Genomic DNA, 17,420 nt, shown 5'->3' with positions numbered 1-17,420 from the left:
TCACATCCCACCCCCCCCAACGCCCCCCCCGGGGGGGGGCCCCCCCCCGCCCCCCCCCGACACGGTCGACCGCCCCTACGCCTCGGGGCTCCGCCCCGGACCCCGCTGGCTCTCGTCCAAGAGCGGGGCTTGAAAGATCGGGGCTCCGCCCCGGACCCCGCGCCTCAAACGCCGGCGGGGCTTGAATTGCCTCGCCTTGGGCAACCCGCCCCCCCTGATCGGCTCCCCACCCGACGCGGTCAACCGCCACCGCCTTGGACAATCTGCCGCCTTGGGCGGCAGGGTGGGCAAGGCGGCACCCCGGTGCCGCGCAACGAGAACGGTGGCGCTAAGAAGTCTCCGCTCCCAGCACCACGATCTCCGCCGCGTCGAAGGCGACCCCGACCGCATCCCCCGGCTCCGGCGCGGAGCGCAACGCGCAGGCCGCCTCCAGGCGCGGCGCATCCCCCGGTTGCAGGTGCAGCGCGACGTGCGTACCCCGGAAGGTGCGCCCGGTCACGGCACAGGTCAGCTGGGCCTCGGCGGCAGGCACGAGGCGTACACCCGCGGGCCGCACGAGGAGCCGGCACTCCCCCTGCTCCGACCCCTCCGGCACCGGAACCTTCCCCCACGGCGTATCCGCGACCGCCCCGGTCACCGTCGCCTCCACCACGTTGTCGAACCCGAGGAACCGCGCCACGAACTCGTCCGCCGGCTGCTGCCACACCTCAAGTGGCGTACCGCTCTGGGCGATCCGCCCGTCCCGCATCACCACAACCCGGTCGGCGAGCGCGAAGGCCTCCCCCTGGTCGTGCGTGACGGCGAGCACCGTCGTCCCCAACTCGCCGAATAGTTCCCGCAGTTCGACGACCAGCCGCTCGCGGAGCGTCCGGTCGAGCTGCCCGAGCGGCTCGTCCAGCATCAGCAACCGCGGCCGCGGCGCGAGCGCCCGCGCGAGCGCGACCCGCTGCTGCTCCCCGCCGGACAACGCGCCCACCGCACGCCGCTCGGCGCCGGGCAGCCCGACGAGCCCCAGCAACTCCCGTACACGATCCGCCTGTTCACGCTTGCCCGCACCGTGCATCCGCAGCCCGAAGCCGACATTCTGCCCCACATCGCGCTGCGGGAACAGCTGGTGGTCCTGGAACATCAGGCCGACGCCCCGCTTGTGCGCGGGCACCCCGGCCTGGTCGGCGCCGCCGAGCAACACCCGCCCGCCGTCCAGGGGTTGCAGCCCCGCGACAGCTCTCAGCAGCGTCGACTTGCCGCTGCCGCTGGGCCCGAGCACGCATACGATCTCGTGCTCGGCCACCTCCAGAGCCACGTCGTCCAGCACGGCGCGCCCACCGAACCGTACGGTCGCGTCGTCCAATTCCAGCAGCGACATCAGAACTCCCCGGTCGAGGCCTTGGCGGGCCGAATCCGTTCAAGGGCGAGCAACGAGGCCGCACAGACGACCATCAGCACGGTCGAAAGCGCCATCGCCTGCCCGTAGTTGAGGTCACCCACCCGCCCCAGCAGCCGGGCCACGGCGACCGGCAGCGTCGGATTGTCGGGCCGCGCGATGAACACGGTCGCCCCGAACTCTCCGAGCGACACGGCGAACGCGAACCCGGCCGCGACGAGCAGCGCCCGCCGCACCATCGGCAGGTCGACCTCCCGCCAGGCCCGCAGCGGCGAGGCCCCGAGCACGGCGGCGGCCTCCCGGAGCCGCCCGTCGACGGCCCGCAGCACCGGCAGCATCGTCCGCACCACGAACGGCACCCCGACGAGCGCCTGCGCGAGCGGCACCAGAATCCACGTGGACCGCAGGTCGAGCGGCGGCTCGTCGAGCGTGATCAGGAACCCGAACCCGACGGTCACCGCCGACACCCCCAGCGGCAGCATCAGCAGCGCGTCGAACCCGCGCACGAGCCGACCCGCACGCCGGGTGAGCGCCGCGGCGGCGAGCCCGCCGATCACCACGGCGATGGCCGTGGCGGCGAGCGCGTACTCCAGCGAATTCCAGATCGCGTCGATCGGCGGCACGAGGAAGGTCCCGCCGTCGGCGTCCGTGAGCGCCCGGAAGTACCCGAACCCGTACCCGCCCGGAGCGTCGAGCGAGCGCTCGACGAGCACCCCGAGCGGCAGCACGATCAGCAGGGCGACGCACGCCAGCACCCCGCCCAAGAGCGCCCACTGCCCGGCCCCACGCGGCCTGCGCGCCGTATGCGCGGCATCGACGAGCCGCAACGCGCTCTCCCGCCGCCGCACGGTCCACGCATGAACGCCAAGAATCAGCCCTACGGCGACGAACTGCACGATGCTCAGCACGGCGGCAGTGGACAGATCGAAGATCTGCGCGGTCTGCCGATAAATCTCGACCTCAAGAGTCGAGAACCCCGGCCCGCCCAGAATCTGCACGACACCGAACGACGTGAACGTAAACAGAAACACCATCAACGCCGCAGCCGCGACAGCGGGCCCGAGCGCCGGCAACGTCACCCTCCGCCAAGCCGCGAACCGCGAGGCACCGAGCATCCGCGCGGCCTCCTCCTGCCGCGGATCGAGCTGCGCCCAAAGCCCGCCAACAGTCCGCACCACAACCGCGTAATTGAAGAAGACATGCGCCAGCAGAATCGCCCACACGGTCGTGTCGAGCCGCACGCCCCACACCTCATCGAGCAACCCGCCCTTGCCGACGAGCGCGAGAAACGCCGTCCCCACGACCACGGTCGGCAGCACGAACGGCACGGTGACGACGGCCCGCAGCACCTGCTTGCCCGGGAACTCGAACCGGGCGAAGACATACGCCCCCGGCAGCGCGATCAACAGCGTAAGAAGGGTCGACGCCACCGCCTGCCACACCGTGAACCACAGCACGTGCCGGATGTCGGACTGCCCGAGCACGTCCAGGATCCGCCCGAGCTGCCAGCCACCGTCGACGTGCAGCCCGCGCTCGACGATCGCGACGACCGGGTAGGCGAAGAACAGCCCGAAGAACACGACAGGCAGGGCCATGAGCCCGAGCCGCGCCGCGCTCCCTCTTTGCGGGGCGACTACTTCAGTACGAGCGACGTCCACGACTTCACCCAGTCGTCCCGGTTGTCCGCGATCTTGCGCGGGCTCATGGTCTCCGGATCGTCGATCTGCACCGCGTACTTGGTGTAATCGGCGGGCGCACTCGCGTTCTTGGTCACCGGGTCGACGAACATGTTGAGCGGCATGTCCTCCTGGAACTTCTTCGAGACCAGGAAGTCGAGCAGCGCCTTGCCGCCCTTCTCGTTCTTCGCCCCGTCGAGCAGCCCCGCGAACTCGACCTGCTGGAAACAGGTCCCCTTCGCGACCCCGACCGGCGAGGTCTTCGGCTGCGGATCGGCGAACACGGCCTCGGCGGGCGGCGAGGACGCGTACGACACGACGAGCGGCCGGTCACCGCCGGCCTTCTTCCCGCCGGCGCTTCCGCTGAACTCCTCGTTGTACGCCTGGTCCCAGCCGTCCACGACCTTGAGCCCGTTGGCCTTCAGCTTCTTCCAGTACGGCTGCCAGCCGTCGTCGCCGTACTTCGCGGCGGACCCGAGCAGGAAGCCGAGACCGGGCGACGAAGTGGCCGCGTTCTCCGTGACCAGCAGGTTCTTGTAGGCAGGCTTGGCGAGATCGGCGAAGGACGAGGGCGGCGCCAGATCATGCTTCTTGAAGTACGCCTTGTCGTAATTGACGCAGAGCGACCCGGTATCGACGGGGGTAACGCGCGCCTTCCCCTTGTCGAGCTGATACTCGCTCCTCACCTCATCAAGCCCCTTGGCCTTGTACGAGGAGAAGATTCCATTGTCGAGCGCACGCGAGAGCAGGGTGTTGTCGACGCCGAAGAAGACGTCGCCCTGTGGGTTGTCCTTGGACAGGATCGCCTTGTTGACGGCCTCGCCGGCATCCCCGTCCTTGAGGACCCTGACCTTGTACCCGGAGCGCTTCTCGAAGTCCTTCAGCACACCCTTCGAGACAGCCCACGAATCGTGACTCACGAGGGTCACGGTCTTGGAGTCCCCACCCGCGGCACCGGAGCCACCGCCCGACGACCCGCACGCGGACAACGTGACGAGCCCGAGCCCCACGACCACGGCGACGTACGCCTTCTTGCTCACTTGAATTCCTCCTGGGAGTGACCAGGAGAAGACGCGGCCCTGCCCGGAGCCTTCGACAGTCCATTGGCAAGGACGGCCAGGGCTCCGGGCAGGGCGCAACAGCTTGAGTGGTGTCCGAACTTCCTACCCGGAATGACCCGGGCAAGGTTCAGAGGGTCTGCGGCCGATGCCGCACTCTCAGCGCTGTGGCGCTCCCCTGTCGGAATGCAGATTCAGTTGTCGTACTTACTGATGATGGCCAGGCTACCTCTCGGTGGCCGCCAACTGTCCACAGGCTCCGTCGATCTCCTGGCCACGGGTGTCCCGGACGGTCACGGGGACGCCGTGCGCGGCGATCGCGTTGACGAAGGCCTTCTCGTCCTCGGGGCGCGAGGCGGTCCACTTCGAGCCGGGAGTCGGATTCAGCGGAATCAGGTTCACATGCACGGGCTTCCCCTTGAGCATCCGCCCGAGCCGGTCACCACGCCATGCCTGGTCGTTGATGTCCCGGATGAGTGCGTACTCGATGGACAGCCGACGCCCGGACTTCGCGGAGTACTCGAACCCGGCGTCGAGCACCTCCCGCACGTTCCACCGCGTGTTCACGGGTACGAGGGTGTCGCGCAGCTCGTCGTCAGGAGCGTGCAACGAAATCGCGAGCCGGCACTTCAGCCCCTCATCGGTGAACCGGTTGATGGCGGGCACCAGCCCGACCGTCGACACGGTGATGCCGCGCTGACTGAGCCCGACCCCGTCCGGCTCCGGGTCGGTGAGCGCGCGAATGGCCTGGATGACCCGCTTGTAGTTGGCGAGCGGCTCGCCCATGCCCATGAACACGATGTTGGAGAGCCGGGCCGGGCCGCCGGGAATCTCCCCGTCCCGCAGCGCGCGCATCCCATCAACAATCTGATGCACGATCTCGCCGGTCGACAGATTCCGGTCGAGCCCGGCCTGCCCGGTGGCACAGAACGGACAGTTCATGCCGCAGCCCGCCTGCGACGAGATACACATCGTCACGCGATCCGGGTACCGCATGAGCACGCTCTCCACGAGCGTCCCGTCGAACAGCTTCCACAGCGTCTTGCGCGTGGTGTCCTGGTCGGTCGACAGATGCCGCACGACGGTCATCAGCTCCGGCAGCAACGCCTCCCGCAGCTTCTCGCGCGACCCCGCGGGGATGTCGGTCCACTCCGCGGGATCGTGCGCGTACCGCGCGAAGTAGTGCTGCGAGAGCTGCTTGGCGCGAAACGGCTTCTCACCGATCGCGGCAACGGCTTCCTTCCGCTCAGCAGGCGAAAGATCAGCAAGGTGCCGCGGCGGCTTCTTGGCTCCGCGGGGGGCGACAAACGTGAGTTCTCCGGGCTTAGGCATAGCCCATCCAGTGTCGCAGATCTACGAGGGTGGCCTGCGCGCCCGTGGGATCAGGGGCGATCAGGGGCCCGACGGGGTGCGGATGGCCGCGATGTCGAACTGGAGGCGGACCTTGTCGCTGACCATGTTGCCGCCCTGGGCGAGGCGCGCGTTGTACATCAGGCCCCAGTCGGTGCGGTTGATGGTGGTGGTGCCGTCGAAGCCGACGCGTTCGTCGCCGAAGGCGTCCGTGACGAAGCCGATGTAGGTGAGTTCGAGGACGACGGGGCGGGCGACGTCCTTGATGGTGAGGTCGCCGTGCATCCGGTAGACATCGTCGCCCGCCAGTTCCACCGCGGTGCTCTTGAAGGTCATCCGCGGGTACTGGGAGGCGTTCAGGAAGTCACGGCCCATCACGTGGGCGTCCCGCTGCTCGACACCGGTGTCGACGCTCGACGTGGCGAGGACGAGCTCGGCGGACGAGCGGGACGGGTCGTCGCCGTCGAAGTAGAGGCGGCTCTGGTACTCCGTGAAGGCCCCGCGCACGGTGGTCACCATGGCGTGCCGGACGGAGAACCCGATCCTGCTGTGCGCCGGGTCGACCATCCAACTGCCGGTGAGCGCCGCCATGGACGGGTCGTGGCCGGCCGGGTCGGGCAGTAGCGCGGTGCCGGCGGCCCCCGGAGCAGCGGATCCCTCTGCGCGCCGGGATGAGAAGCTGCGACCGAAAATGTTCATGAGGCATGTTGTTACTTGAGCGTAAAGAACACCCGCAAGCCCCCCTCAACGAACCCGCCCACCTTCGCGAACAGGTCTTCACATCTCTCGCAGGGGCGGATACGAAGAGCCCCCGTCCGGTTACGGACGGGGGCTCTCGCGTGGGCGTTCTTAAGAGGCCTCAGCGTTCGTCAGGGGCTCAGGAACCGACGAACAGCACCAGAAGCAGCCATACGACCGGGGCCGTCGGCAGCAGGGAGTCGAGCCGATCCATGATCCCGCCGTGGCCCGGCAGCAGCGTCCCCATGTCCTTGATCCCGAGGTCCCGCTTGATCATGGACTCGCCGAGGTCACCGAGGGTCGCGCTGGCCGCGACGAGCGCGCCCATGACGAGGCCCTGCCACCACGTGCCGTCGTCCACCAGGAACTGCATGCACAGCACGCCCGCCACCATGGCGAACGAGACGGCGCCCAGCAGCCCCTCGCGGGTCTTGCCGGGGCTGATGCGCGGCGCGAGTTTGTGCTTGCCGAAGCGCCAGCCGACCGCGTACGCGCCGGTGTCGCTGACGACCGTGAGGATCAGGAACGTGAGCACGCGCCACGCCCCGTCGTCCGCGGTGAGCATCATCGCCACGAAGGTCGCGAGGAACGGCACGTAGAAGGCCGCGAAGACCCCCGCCGTGACGTCCTTCAGGTACCCCTCGGGAGGCTCCGTCATCCGCCACACGAGGACCGCGAGAGCGGTCAGCGCCATCGCCACCCAGGCGCCCTCGGCGCCCCGTACGTAGCCGGCCACCACCATGGCCGCGCCGCCGACGGCGAGCGGCACGAGCGGCGCCCTGATGCCCTTGCGCTCCTCGAGCCGCGAGGTCAGCTCCCACAGGCCGACGACGACGGCGACCGCTATCACGCCGACGAACACGGCCTTGACGACGAAGAGCGAAGCGATGACCACCGCACCGAGCCCGACGCCGACACCTATGGCCGATCCGAGGTCCCGGCCCGCGCTCTTCTTCTTGCGCGGTACGGACTGCGAGGACCCCGAAGGCTCCGCGGACGGGGCGGGCTCCGGCAGGACGGGCGCCTCGTCGCGGAACAGGGGACCACTCAGCCGAGCGACCCCCCGGTCGTCCTGGTCGCCGCCCCTTCCGTCACCGGAAGGCGTTCCGTCACCAGAAGGCGTATCAGGCATATCGGGCACGATGGGCATGGGCCGAGTCTCATCGACCGCGTGCCGTTCGTACGCGGGACCCGCCGGAGCGCGCCCGTGGTCGTACGGCGGCCCTTGGTTGTACGACGGCTCTTGGCCGTACGCCGGCACCTGCCCGTACGCGGGCCCCTGACCAGGGGCGGACCCTTGGCCGTCGGTCGGTCCCCACTGTCCGGGCCCGGTCGGCGCACCCCAGGAAGAGTCGTTCACGGATTCCTCGAACCTCGATCTTCCGCGCTCGCTCAGACTTCGAGCAGCTCGGCTTCCTTGTGCTTGAGCAGCTCGTCCACCTGGGCCACGTACTTCGTGGTGGTGTCGTCCAGTTCCTTCTCGCCGCGCCGGCCCTCGTCCTCGCCGACGTCGCCGTCCTTGATCGCCTTGTCGATGACTTCCTTGGCCTTGCGGCGCACCGAGCGGATGGACACCTTGCTGTCCTCCGCCTTGGCCTTGGCGACCTTGATGTAGTCGCGGCGGCGCTCTTCGGTGAGCTCCGGGAAGTTCACCCGGATAATGCTTCCGTCATTGCTCGGGTTGACGCCGAGGTCGGAGTCGCGGATCGCCTGCTCGATGTTGCGCAGCGCGCTCTTGTCGAACGGGGTCACCACGGCCATCCGCGGCTCGGGTACCGAGAACGAGGCCAGCTGGTTGATCGGCGTCAGCGCGCCGTAGTAGTCGGCGACGATCTTGTTGAACATCGCCGGGTGCGCACGTCCTGTGCGGATCGCGGCGAAGTCCTCCTTGGCGACGACGACGGCCTTCTCCATCTTTTCCTCGGCCTCGAGGAGGGTCTCTTCGATCACCACTTGCTCCTGCGTGTCTTGAGTGAGGCCCGGCCGGGCACGGGGGCGCGGTCGGCTGCGTCGCGGTCTTTCCTGCACGGTGTCCGACCGGCAGGACATTGTCCATCCCTCGGGGAACCTTCGAGGACACAGGGCTCCCGGGGGACGGAAGGGGGTCAGGCGCGGGTGCCCTCTTCGCCTACGAGGGTCCCGATCTTCTCACCCTTGACGGCACGGGCGATATTGCCCGACGTGATGAGCTCGAAGACGAGGATCGGCAGCTTGTTGTCGCGGCACAGGGTGATCGCGGTCATGTCGGCGACCTTCAGGTCGCGGGTGATGACCTCGCCGTAGCTGAGCCCGTCGAACTTCACGGCCTCGGGGTTGGTCTTCGGGTCCGAGTCGTAGACGCCGTCGACCCCGTTCTTACCCATGAGCAGCGCCTGGGCGTCGATCTCCAGGGCGCGCTGCGCGGCGGTGGTGTCGGTGGAGAAGTACGGCATGCCCATACCGGCGCCGAAGATGACGACGCGGCCCTTCTCCAGGTGCCGCACGGCGCGCAGCGGGATGTACGGCTCGGCGACCTGCCCCATGGTGATGGCGGTCTGCACGCGGCAGTCGATGCCCTCCTTCTCCAGGAAGTCCTGGAGGGCCAGGCAGTTCATGACGGTGCCGAGCATGCCCATGTAGTCGCTGCGGGCGCGGTCCATGCCGCGCTGCTGCAGTTCGGCGCCGCGGAAGAAGTTGCCGCCGCCGATGACGACGGCGATCTGGTAGCCGCTCCGTACGACGGCCGCGATCTCACGGGCAATGGCGTGCACCACGTCGGGGTCGACGCCCAGACCCCCGCCCCCGGCGAACGCCTCACCGGAAAGCTTCAGCAGAAAGCGCCCCGCGCCTTTGCCTTCGTCGCTCTTGTCGCCTTTATCGGCTGTGTCGGCCTGGGTGGTGGTCATGGGATTCTCGCCTCTTTTACTTGGCACACATACGAAGAAGGCCACTGCCGATGGGGTGGTTCGCATCCCATGCGCGGCAATGGCCTCCTCGTCACAACTGCGGTCGTCCGGCGCGTTCCCGGACGACTGCTGTCGACCCTAGCGGGGTCTCGCGTCTGGCGCGGTACTGACTCAGATGCCGACCTTGATGCGCGAGAAGCGCTTCAGGGTGACACCGGCCTCCTGGAGGACCTTCTCGACGGACTTCTTGTTGTCGAGGGCGTACGGCTGACCGAGCAGCGTGGCCTCCTTGAAGAAGCCGTTGACGCGACCCTCGACGATCTTCGGGAGCGCGGCCTCCGGCTTGCCCTCGGCGCGCGTGGTCTCCTCGGCGACGCGACGCTCGGACTCGACGATCTCGGCCGGAACGTCCTCACGGGTGAGGTACTTCGGCGCGAAGGCGGCGATGTGCTGAGCGATGCCCTTGGCCAGCTCGGCGTCGGCCTTGTCCAGCTCGACCAGAACACCGATCTGCGGGGGCAGGTCGGGCATGGTGCGGTGCATGTAGGAAGCGACGTACGCGCCCGAGAACTGCGCGAAGCGGTCCAGGACGATCTTCTCGCCGAGGTTGGCGTTGGCCTCGTCGACGAAGGCCTGGACGGTCTTGCCGGCCTCGATCTCGGAGGCGAGCAGCGCCTCGAGGTCGGCCGGGGCCGTCTTGGCGACGTGGGCGACCAGCTGGTCGGCGACGGCCTGGAACTTCGGGCTCTTGGCGACGAAGTCCGTCTCGCACTTCAGCTCGACGAGGACACCGGAGGTGTTGTCGTCGGCGATGAGGGAGACGACCGCGCCGTTCTCGGCGGAACGGCCCTCGCGCTTGGCGACGCCCTTCTGGCCCTTGATGCGCAGGGCCTCGACGGCCTTGTCGACGCTGCCGTCGGCCTCGTCGAGCGCCTTCTTGCAGTCCATCATGCCGGCGCCCGTGAGCTCGCGGAGCTTCTTGACGTCAGCGGCGGTGTAGTTCGCCATGATCCTGGTTTTCTCTCTACGAAGTCTGAAGCAGTGTGAGAACGAAGGTGACGGTTACGGGTGAAGGCGGGGGTCGCAGTCGACCCCCGCCGTCACCTCATGAAACCGAATCCCGTGCGGGTCAGGCCTGCTCGGCGTCCGCGGCCGGAGCCTCGACGGGGGCCTCAGCCGGGGCCTCGGCGGGGGCGGCAGCCTCGGCGGCCGGGGCCTCCGCAGCCTTCTCCTCGGCCTTGTCCTCGGTCTTGACCTCGGCCTCGGCGGGCTTCGCCTCAGCCTTGTCGTCGGCCTTCTTCTCGCCCTCGAGCAGGTCGCGCTCCCACTCGGCGAGGGGCTCGCCGGCGGCCTTCTCGCCCGGCTTCTGGTCGCCCGTGGCCACGCCGGAGCGGGCGATGAGGCCCTCGGCGACGGCGTCGGCGATCACGCGGGTGAGCAGGGTGACGGAGCGGATCGCGTCGTCGTTGCCCGGGATCTTGTAGTCGACCTCGTCGGGGTCACAGTTCGTGTCGAGGATCGCGACGACCGGAATGTTGAGCTTCCGGGCCTCGCCGACAGCGATGTGCTCCTTCTTGGTGTCCACGATCCAGACGGCGCTGGGCACCTTGGACATCTCGCGGATACCACCGAGGGTCTTCTCCAGCTTGGCCTTCTCGCGCGAGAGCACGAGAAGCTCCTTCTTGGTGAGACCGGACGCGGCGACGTCCTCGAAGTCGATCTGCTCGAGCTCCTTGAGGCGCTGCAGACGCTTGTAGACGGTCGAGAAGTTGGTGAGCATGCCGCCCAGCCAGCGCTGGTTCACGTAGGGCATGCCGACGCGGGTCGCCTGCTCGGCGATGGCTTCCTGCGCCTGCTTCTTCGTGCCGACGAACATGACCGTGCCGCCGTGGGCGACGGTCTCCTTGACGAACTCGTAGGCGCGGTCGATGTACGACAGCGACTGGAGAAGGTCGATGATGTAGATGCCGTTGCGCTCCGTGAAGATGAAGCGCTTCATCTTCGGGTTCCAACGACGGGTCTGGTGACCGAAGTGGACGCCGCTTTCCAGCAGCTCCCGCATCGTGACGACGGCCATGGCCGTACTCCTCTGGTGTTCTCGGTTGTTTCCTGACGCCCACTGCGTGTGCCTGCCGCGTACGCTCGCGCTCTTGCGAGGCGGTCGTACGGGACCGATAGGCCACTGACACGAAACCTGTGAGGGCCGGTGTCGGGGCGTGCGAAGTCGATCCGGTGGGCCGGATCGCCACATGAAGTGTACGGGACCCGCGAGGTACCGGGTGACGCCGCTGTCCACAACCGCTCGGTAGTCCACGTTTCCCGGCCATGATCCCCGCGGGGCCGCTCCGCCGGGGAACCTGAGCGCCATGCGAAAACTACTCACGGTGATGATGGCGGGGGTCCTGCTCGCGGTCCTCGGCCCTGCGGCCTGGGCGGGTGACGCCCACCTCTGGCCGGTGGGCGAGCGGCCACGGGTGGTCCGGCCCTGGGCACCGCCGGCTTCGCCCTACGGCCCCGGCCACCGCGGCGTCGACCTGGCGGCCCCCATCGACGCCCCCGTACACGCGGTCGCCGACGGCCGGGTCTCCTTCGCGGGAGAGATCGCGGGCAGGGGTGTGCTCTCCGTCGCACTCTCGGACACCGGCGACCCGCCTCTGCGCACGACGTACGAACCGGTGACACCGCTGGTGAAACGGGGGGCCGAGGTCACAGCGGGCGAGGTCGTGGGCACCCTCCAACTCCCCACAGGCCACTGCCCTCCCGCATCCCCGTCGTGCCTCCACTGGGGCCTGCGCCGAGCCGCGACATATCTGGACCCCCTGTCCTTGCTGGACGCATCGGCACTACGCGGCCGCCCGTCGCGGCTGCTGCCGGTGTGGGGGTGGGCACAATCCGTCGGCCGCACCCCGCCTTGGGCAATCTGCCGCCTTGGGCGGCAGGGTGGGCAAGACGGGGTGCGGTGCCGCGTAACGCTCACGGGGGCGCCGACCACGGCACCGCTACAGGACCCCGGTGCCGCGCAACACGAACGCCGGGTCCGGGCCGGACTCAGCCGCGAACGCCCCGCAGCGCCATACCCACGGCCGCGTCCACGATCACGCCGGGCTCCTCCGCGGCCCCCAGCTCGATCCTGCGCACGGCCGCGTCCACCACACCCTGGACCAGCATCGCGGCGAGCCGGGGCTGCGCATGCCCCATCTGCTCGAGCGCCTCGACGATCATCGCGACGAGCCCGCCGTGCGCGGCCCGGATCTTCTCCCGCGCCCCGGCGTCCAACTCGCTCGCGGAGATGGCGACGACCGCCCGGTGCCGCCGGTCCCCCACCAGCGCCAACTGCTCCCGCACATACGCCTCGACCTTGCCCTCGGGCGTATCGGCGCGCGCCATCCCGGCCTCGACCTCCGCGGCCCACACCGGGAAGTCGACCTCGCACAGCTCCTCGACCACGGCCGCGCGCGACTTGAAGTATTCATAGACGGACGAGCGCGCGAGCCCCGTCCGCTCCGCGAGCGCGGGGAACGTCAGCGCGTCCGTCCCGCCCTCGGACAACAGGGAACGCGCCGCGTCCAGAAGGGCGCCGCGCTGCATCGACCGGTGCTCGGCCACGGAGGCCGCTCGAATCCTAGGCACGTCTCCACTTTACGAAGAGACGGCCCGCGACGGGAGCCGGTAGGGCCTCAGGGGCGCCGACCGGAGTCGGGCACGCGGCAGGCACGATTCGCCGGACCGCGGGGCCACGCCCCCTCACCGCCCGAAACTCGCCAGCTTCGCCCGCAGCTGCAGCACGGACTTCGTGTGGATCTGGCTGACCCTGCTCTCCGTGACCCCGAGCACGTTCCCGATCTCGGCCAGCGTCAGGCCCTCGTAGTAGTAGAGCGTGACGACGGTCTTCTCGCGCTCCGGCAGCGTATTGATCGCCCGCGCCAGGAAGCGCCGCAGCTCCCGGTCCTCCGCGACCTCCACCGGGTTGTCCGCGGCGTGGTCCTCGAGCGTGTCCAGGACGCTGAGCCGGTCACCGCCGCCCTCGCCCCCGACGTGCAGCAACTCCTCCAGCGCCACCACGTTCGCCAGCGACAACTGACTGAAAACCGCGTGCAGTTCCTCGAGCGCGACCCCCATCTCCGCGGCCACCTCGCTCTCGGAAGGAGTGCGCCGCAGCTGGGCCTCGAGGGTGGCGTAGGCGCGCTCCACGTTGCGCGCCTTCTGCCGCACGGACCGGGGAATCCAGTCCAGCGCGCGCAGTTCGTCGATCATCGCGCCGCGGATCCGGGTGATCGCGTACGTCTCGAACTTGATCTCCCGCTCGATGTCGAACTTCTCGATCGCGTCGATGAGCCCGAAGACCCCGGACGAGACGAAGTCCGCCTGCTCCACATTGGGCGGCAGCCCCACGCTGACCCGGCCCGCCACGTACTTCACCAGCGGCGAGTAGTGCAGGATCAGCTGCTCCCGCAGCCGCTCGTCGCCCGTCGCCTTGTACGACCTCCACAGCTCCTCGAGGGAGGAGGGAGCCGGAGGCCGCACGCTGGAGCCGCGCGCGGCGGGGGGTACCGCCGCCCGGTCGGACCCTGAGGTGTGTTGTGGCATGCGCCGCCTTGTGCCGTTCTGCTGCTGCGTCCCCAGGAAACCGAGGGTGCTTGACGTACTGGTCGCTGTGATCGCTCTGCCTGTGAAGATGCCGTGTTGCCCGTCTGGTGATGACTGGTACCGAGCTACCCACCTGATTCCGGATGGAGGGGACGAACCCGGATCCTGGTGAGCGTAGCGTGACTGGAGCGTCGCAGTGTGCGAAGGGTGGGAGATCACCGTTGCGCAGATACGTTCCCTTCGTCGCCTCGCGTGGACGGTTCCGTCGCCCCGGCCAATCACGACGGAGCGCCAACTGCCGGAATTGCCAAGGCCATCGGGGGTCATCCGGACGGCGCAACGCACCGCGTCAGAACAGCTCCCCTCCGGGAAAGACCGAATCGATCGCCTGGCGTGTCAACTGCCAGCCGTCGCCGTGTCGTTCGACGAACCCCAACGAGCGCAGTTCGTACAACCTCCCGATCGTCTCGTCCTGGCTCGCCCCCGCGCCGCGGCCGGCCTCGGCGACGCTGCACACCCCGTGGGCGGGAAGCGCGGCGAGCACCCGCGCCGCACCGGGTGGCAGCAGATCGCGGGGCAGCACCGGTCCACGCCGCTCGGGGGCGAGCTCGCCCATCTCCCCGACCAGCTCCACGACTTCCGCCGCGTCGGTCACCAGCACCGCTTCCTTGCGCAGCAGTTCATGCACTCCCGCGGAGACGCTGCTGGTCACCGGCCCCGGAACGCCCATGGCGTGCCGCCCGAGGCGCTGCGCCCAGCGGACCGTGCCCAGCGCTCCGCTGCGATAGGCCGCCTCCACCACGACCGTTCCTCTGGTGAGCGCCGCGATCACCCGGTTCCGGAGGATGAACCGGGTGGGCGTCGGATGGTCCCCGGGCGGCAACTCCCCGATCACGAGTCCCTGTTCCGCGACCCGGTCGATCAACTGGGCGTGCCCCCGCGGGTAGATCCGGTCGATGCCGCAGGCGAGCACGGCCACCGTCGCCCCGGTCGCACCGAGCGCCCCACGATGCGCGGCGGCGTCGACCCCGTAGGCCCCGCCCGAGACGACGACCCAGCCACGCTCGGCGAGTCCTGCGCCGAGGCTCGCGCCCATCCGCACCCCGTAGTCCGTGCAGGCCCGCGCGCCCACCACGGCGACCGAGCGCAGCGCCCACATCCGCAGGTTGGGCCCGCCCCGCACCCAGAGCCCCACCGGCCGCCCGTCCCCCAGGTCGTCCAACTGTCCTGGCCACTCGGCGTCTCCCGGACACACGAACCGCGCCCCGGCCGCCGTCGCCCGCGCGAGATCCCGCTCGGCGGGCGGCGCGTCCGCGGCCCGCGCGACGAGCCCCGCCCAGCGTTCTGCCCGCGCCCCGGGCAGCGGTTCCTCCGTCCCTCCTGCCTCGATGCGCCGCACCGTCTCCACGGCGCCGAACTCGCGCAGCCACTGCCCGGCGACCTCCCAGCCCGGCTCCACGATCCGCGTGAGCCGCACCCGCGCCAGCCGCACCTCGTCACCACTCCCCACACCCATCACGCCCCTCCCTCCTTCATCGCCGGGGCCCCACGTCGGACCCAATCCCCGGAACCCCAATCCCCAGGCCCCCACGCGGGCGCCGCGCAAGGCGTGACCCGTGAACGATCCCGGCCCCCGTCACGCCCCCGCCCCGATCGTCATCGGCACGCCGCGTGAGATCCCGGTCCGTAGTTGCAGCGCGAGTGCCACGTCCTGGGCGAAGGGGCGGTCCCGCCGGGCGAGGTCGGCCACGGTCCAGGCCACCCGCAGCACCCGGTCAAGACCGCGCGCGGTGAGGAAGCCGCGCTCCAGGTCGAGCTCCGCCTCGTCGAGCGCGCCGGGCGCCGCGGGCCAGCGGGTGCGCAGGACGTGACCCGGCACCTCGCTGTTGGTCCGCCACGGGGTGTCCGCGAACCGGGCCGCCGCCCGCTCTCTGGCCTCCCGCACCCGGTCCGCGACGACCTTGGTGCTCTCGCCCCGCGGCCCGTACCCCGCCAGTGCGTCGCGTGTGACGGCGTCGACCTCCACGCGGAGGTCGACCCGGTCCAGCAGCGGCCCCGAGAGCCTGGCCTGGTAGCGGCGGACCGTGGCCGGCGGGCAGTCGCACTCGCCGCCCAGCAGCCGGTACTGCCCGCAGGGGCAGGGGTTCGCGGCGAGCGCCATCAGGAACCGCGCGGGCAGCCGCACCACCCCGGCGCTGCGCGCGATCACCACGTACCCGGACTCGAGGGGCTGGCGCAGGGCATCGAGTGCCTTGCCACTGAATTCAGGTGCCTCGTCGAGGAACAGCACACCCCGATGCGAGAGCGACACCGCTCCAGGCCGCGCCACCCCCGGCCCGCCCCCGACGAGGGACTGCATGGTCGCCGAGTGGTGCGGTGCGCAGTACGGCGCGGTGTCGATCATCGATGTGCCCGGCGACAGCATTCCCGCGACCGAGTGGATCGCGGTGACCTCCAGGGCCTCCTCACGGGTGAGCGGCGGCAGGATGGCGGGCAGCCGCTCGGCCAGCATCGTCTTGCCCGCTCCCGGTGGCCCCGACAGCATCACGTGGTGTCCGCCCGCCGCCGCGACCTCGATCGCCGTGCGGGCGGACAACTGCCCGACGACCTCGGCGAGATCGAGCCCGGGCCCGTCGTGCGAGGCCCCGCCGAACCCCGTGCCCACTCCGGTGCCGGGCATGCTCAGGCCCGCCAGCATCGGATCGGGACGCCCCCGCTCTTCCGCCGGCTCCTCGTCCGGCACCGGATCGTCCGTGAGCACGGCGATGAGCTGACGCAGGCTGCGCACACCGAGGACCGAGACCCCCGGCACGAGGGCCGCCTCCCCGGCCGTGCACTCCGGGACCACGACCTGCTCGTAACCGGCGTCGGCCGCCGCGAGTACGGCCGGGAGCACGCCCCGTACCGGCCGCACCCGCCCGTCGAGCCCCAGCTCCCCGATCATCACGATGTCGGCGAGGATCTTCGGATCGATCCGCTCGGCAGCGCCGAGCACGGCGCACGCGACAGCGAGATCAAAACCCGAACCGCTCTTCGGCACGGACGCCGGGCTCAGCCCCACCGTGAGCTTCTTCTGCGGCCAGTCACCCCCGGAGTTGACCACCGCCGCCCTGACCCGGTCGCGGCTCTCCACCAGGCTCTTGTCCGGCAGCCCCACCAGCGTGAACGCGGCGATGCCCGGCTCCAGGTCTGCCTGTACCTCGACGACGACGCCCTCGACTCCCACGAGGGCCACGGAACACGTACGCGCGAAGCCCATCAGGACACCCCTCGCACATGCTCGACGCAGGGCGCTCCGCGCTCCGGCAGCAGCACGCCGATGAGATCGATGCGGACGCCACCGGGCGGCGCTCCCCCGTGCTCCTGCACCCAGCGCTCGGCGAGATCACGCAGCCGCGCCGCCTTGACCGGTGTGATCGCGGCCATCGGGTGCTCGAAGGCCCCGGCCTCGCCGCTGTGTGCGCCGGCGCTGTGTCCGCTGCGGGTCTTGACCTCGCACACGACGATCGCGTCGCCGTCCCGCGCCACGATGTCGATCTCGCCGGACCTGCCCGCACGCCAATTGCGCGCGAGCACCGTCATCCCCGCCTCGGTCAGCCGCCTCGCGGCCAGATCCTCGCCGTACTTCCCCAGTGCTCCCCGTGCGTTCACGTCGGCACCACCTCCGGCACCCACGCTGACGCCCGGGCAGCAAAGAAGTGGATCTTGGTGAACTACTTACAGGTTGTGGAAAACTCCGTCA

General features: G+C 69.9%; 15 protein-coding genes and 1 pseudogene. 1 reads left to right on the top strand and 15 read right to left on the bottom strand.

Annotated features, from left to right (window positions below):
* Nucleotides 1-328: 328 nt before the first annotated feature.
* The 10 genes from ABT004_RS15585 to rpsB all read right to left on the bottom strand — a co-directional run bounded on the left by ABT004_RS15585 (nucleotide 329) and on the right by rpsB (nucleotide 11,168).
* Nucleotides 329-1,366: an ABC transporter ATP-binding protein gene (locus ABT004_RS15585; RefSeq protein ID WP_351336373.1), complete on the bottom strand. Its 1,038-nt coding sequence runs from the start codon at nucleotides 1,364-1,366 to the stop codon at nucleotides 329-331.
* Complete coding sequence (locus tag ABT004_RS15580; protein WP_451188142.1) at nucleotides 1,366-3,042, bottom strand: ABC transporter permease; 1,677 nt, start codon at nucleotides 3,040-3,042, stop codon at nucleotides 1,366-1,368. The genes ABT004_RS15585 and ABT004_RS15580 overlap by 1 nt, the downstream gene beginning before the upstream one ends.
* Nucleotides 3,018-4,100 carry a thiamine ABC transporter substrate-binding protein gene (locus tag ABT004_RS15575; protein ID WP_351336368.1) on the bottom strand — a complete coding sequence of 361 codons (1,083 nt, stop codon included), beginning with the start codon at nucleotides 4,098-4,100 and terminating at the stop codon, nucleotides 3,018-3,020. The genes ABT004_RS15580 and ABT004_RS15575 overlap by 25 nt, the downstream gene beginning before the upstream one ends.
* Before the next feature lie 243 nt (nucleotides 4,101-4,343).
* The gene (rlmN, locus tag ABT004_RS15570) at nucleotides 4,344-5,450 is read right to left on the bottom strand and encodes a dual-specificity RNA methyltransferase RlmN (protein ID WP_351336365.1); all 1,107 of its coding nucleotides are present in this window, start codon (nucleotides 5,448-5,450) and stop codon (nucleotides 4,344-4,346) included.
* A gap of 60 nt (nucleotides 5,451-5,510) precedes the next feature.
* Complete coding sequence (locus ABT004_RS15565; RefSeq protein WP_351336363.1) at nucleotides 5,511-6,167, bottom strand: YceI family protein; 657 nt, start codon at nucleotides 6,165-6,167, stop codon at nucleotides 5,511-5,513.
* A gap of 178 nt (nucleotides 6,168-6,345) precedes the next feature.
* The gene (locus ABT004_RS15560; protein ID WP_351336361.1) at nucleotides 6,346-7,566 is read right to left on the bottom strand and encodes a phosphatidate cytidylyltransferase; all 1,221 of its coding nucleotides are present in this window, start codon (nucleotides 7,564-7,566) and stop codon (nucleotides 6,346-6,348) included.
* Nucleotides 7,567-7,598: 32 nt separating this feature from the next.
* A complete protein-coding gene (gene frr / locus ABT004_RS15555) occupies nucleotides 7,599-8,156 on the bottom strand; it encodes a ribosome recycling factor (RefSeq protein WP_351336359.1) in 558 nt (185 codons plus the stop codon).
* A gap of 155 nt (nucleotides 8,157-8,311) precedes the next feature.
* Nucleotides 8,312-9,091, bottom strand: coding sequence for a UMP kinase (gene pyrH / locus ABT004_RS15550; protein WP_351336357.1), 780 nt, complete (start codon nucleotides 9,089-9,091; stop codon nucleotides 8,312-8,314).
* A gap of 171 nt (nucleotides 9,092-9,262) precedes the next feature.
* On the bottom strand, nucleotides 9,263-10,099 hold the full coding sequence (gene tsf, locus ABT004_RS15545) for a translation elongation factor Ts (protein WP_351336355.1): 837 nt from the start codon (nucleotides 10,097-10,099) through the stop codon (nucleotides 9,263-9,265).
* A 121-nt stretch (nucleotides 10,100-10,220) separates the two neighbouring features.
* Nucleotides 10,221-11,168, bottom strand: coding sequence for a 30S ribosomal protein S2 (rpsB, locus tag ABT004_RS15540; protein WP_351336352.1), 948 nt, complete (start codon nucleotides 11,166-11,168; stop codon nucleotides 10,221-10,223).
* Between the two features lie 289 nt (nucleotides 11,169-11,457).
* Here rpsB and ABT004_RS15535 point away from each other — a divergent pair.
* A pseudogene (locus tag ABT004_RS15535) lies at nucleotides 11,458-11,850 on the top strand (peptidoglycan DD-metalloendopeptidase family protein); the annotation flags it as partial.
* Nucleotides 11,851-12,139: 289 nt separating this feature from the next.
* Here ABT004_RS15535 and ABT004_RS15530 read toward each other — a convergent pair.
* From ABT004_RS15530 to ABT004_RS15510, 5 genes are all read right to left on the bottom strand, one after another.
* The gene (locus tag ABT004_RS15530) at nucleotides 12,140-12,697 is read right to left on the bottom strand and encodes a TetR/AcrR family transcriptional regulator (RefSeq protein WP_326015403.1); all 558 of its coding nucleotides are present in this window, start codon (nucleotides 12,695-12,697) and stop codon (nucleotides 12,140-12,142) included.
* A 138-nt stretch (nucleotides 12,698-12,835) separates the two neighbouring features.
* Entirely contained in the window at nucleotides 12,836-13,678 is an 843-nt protein-coding gene (gene whiG, locus ABT004_RS15525; RefSeq protein ID WP_351336349.1) for an RNA polymerase sigma factor WhiG, read from the bottom strand.
* A 349-nt stretch (nucleotides 13,679-14,027) separates the two neighbouring features.
* On the bottom strand, nucleotides 14,028-15,194 hold the full coding sequence (gene dprA, locus ABT004_RS15520) for a DNA-processing protein DprA (RefSeq protein WP_351336346.1): 1,167 nt from the start codon (nucleotides 15,192-15,194) through the stop codon (nucleotides 14,028-14,030).
* A gap of 120 nt (nucleotides 15,195-15,314) precedes the next feature.
* Nucleotides 15,315-16,937, bottom strand: coding sequence for a YifB family Mg chelatase-like AAA ATPase (locus tag ABT004_RS15515; RefSeq protein WP_351336344.1), 1,623 nt, complete (start codon nucleotides 16,935-16,937; stop codon nucleotides 15,315-15,317).
* The gene (locus tag ABT004_RS15510) at nucleotides 16,937-17,329 is read right to left on the bottom strand and encodes a YraN family protein (protein ID WP_351336341.1); all 393 of its coding nucleotides are present in this window, start codon (nucleotides 17,327-17,329) and stop codon (nucleotides 16,937-16,939) included. Before ABT004_RS15510 ends, ABT004_RS15515 begins: the two co-directional genes overlap by 1 nt.
* Between the last annotated feature and the right edge of the window lie 91 nt (nucleotides 17,330-17,420).

This window comes from Streptomyces sp. NPDC002790, from assembly GCF_040295505.1.
GTDB lineage: Bacteria > Actinomycetota > Actinomycetes > Streptomycetales > Streptomycetaceae > Streptomyces.
The sequence above is the reverse complement of the archived record's forward strand: the minus strand, read 5'-3'. Positions and strand labels throughout refer to the sequence as shown.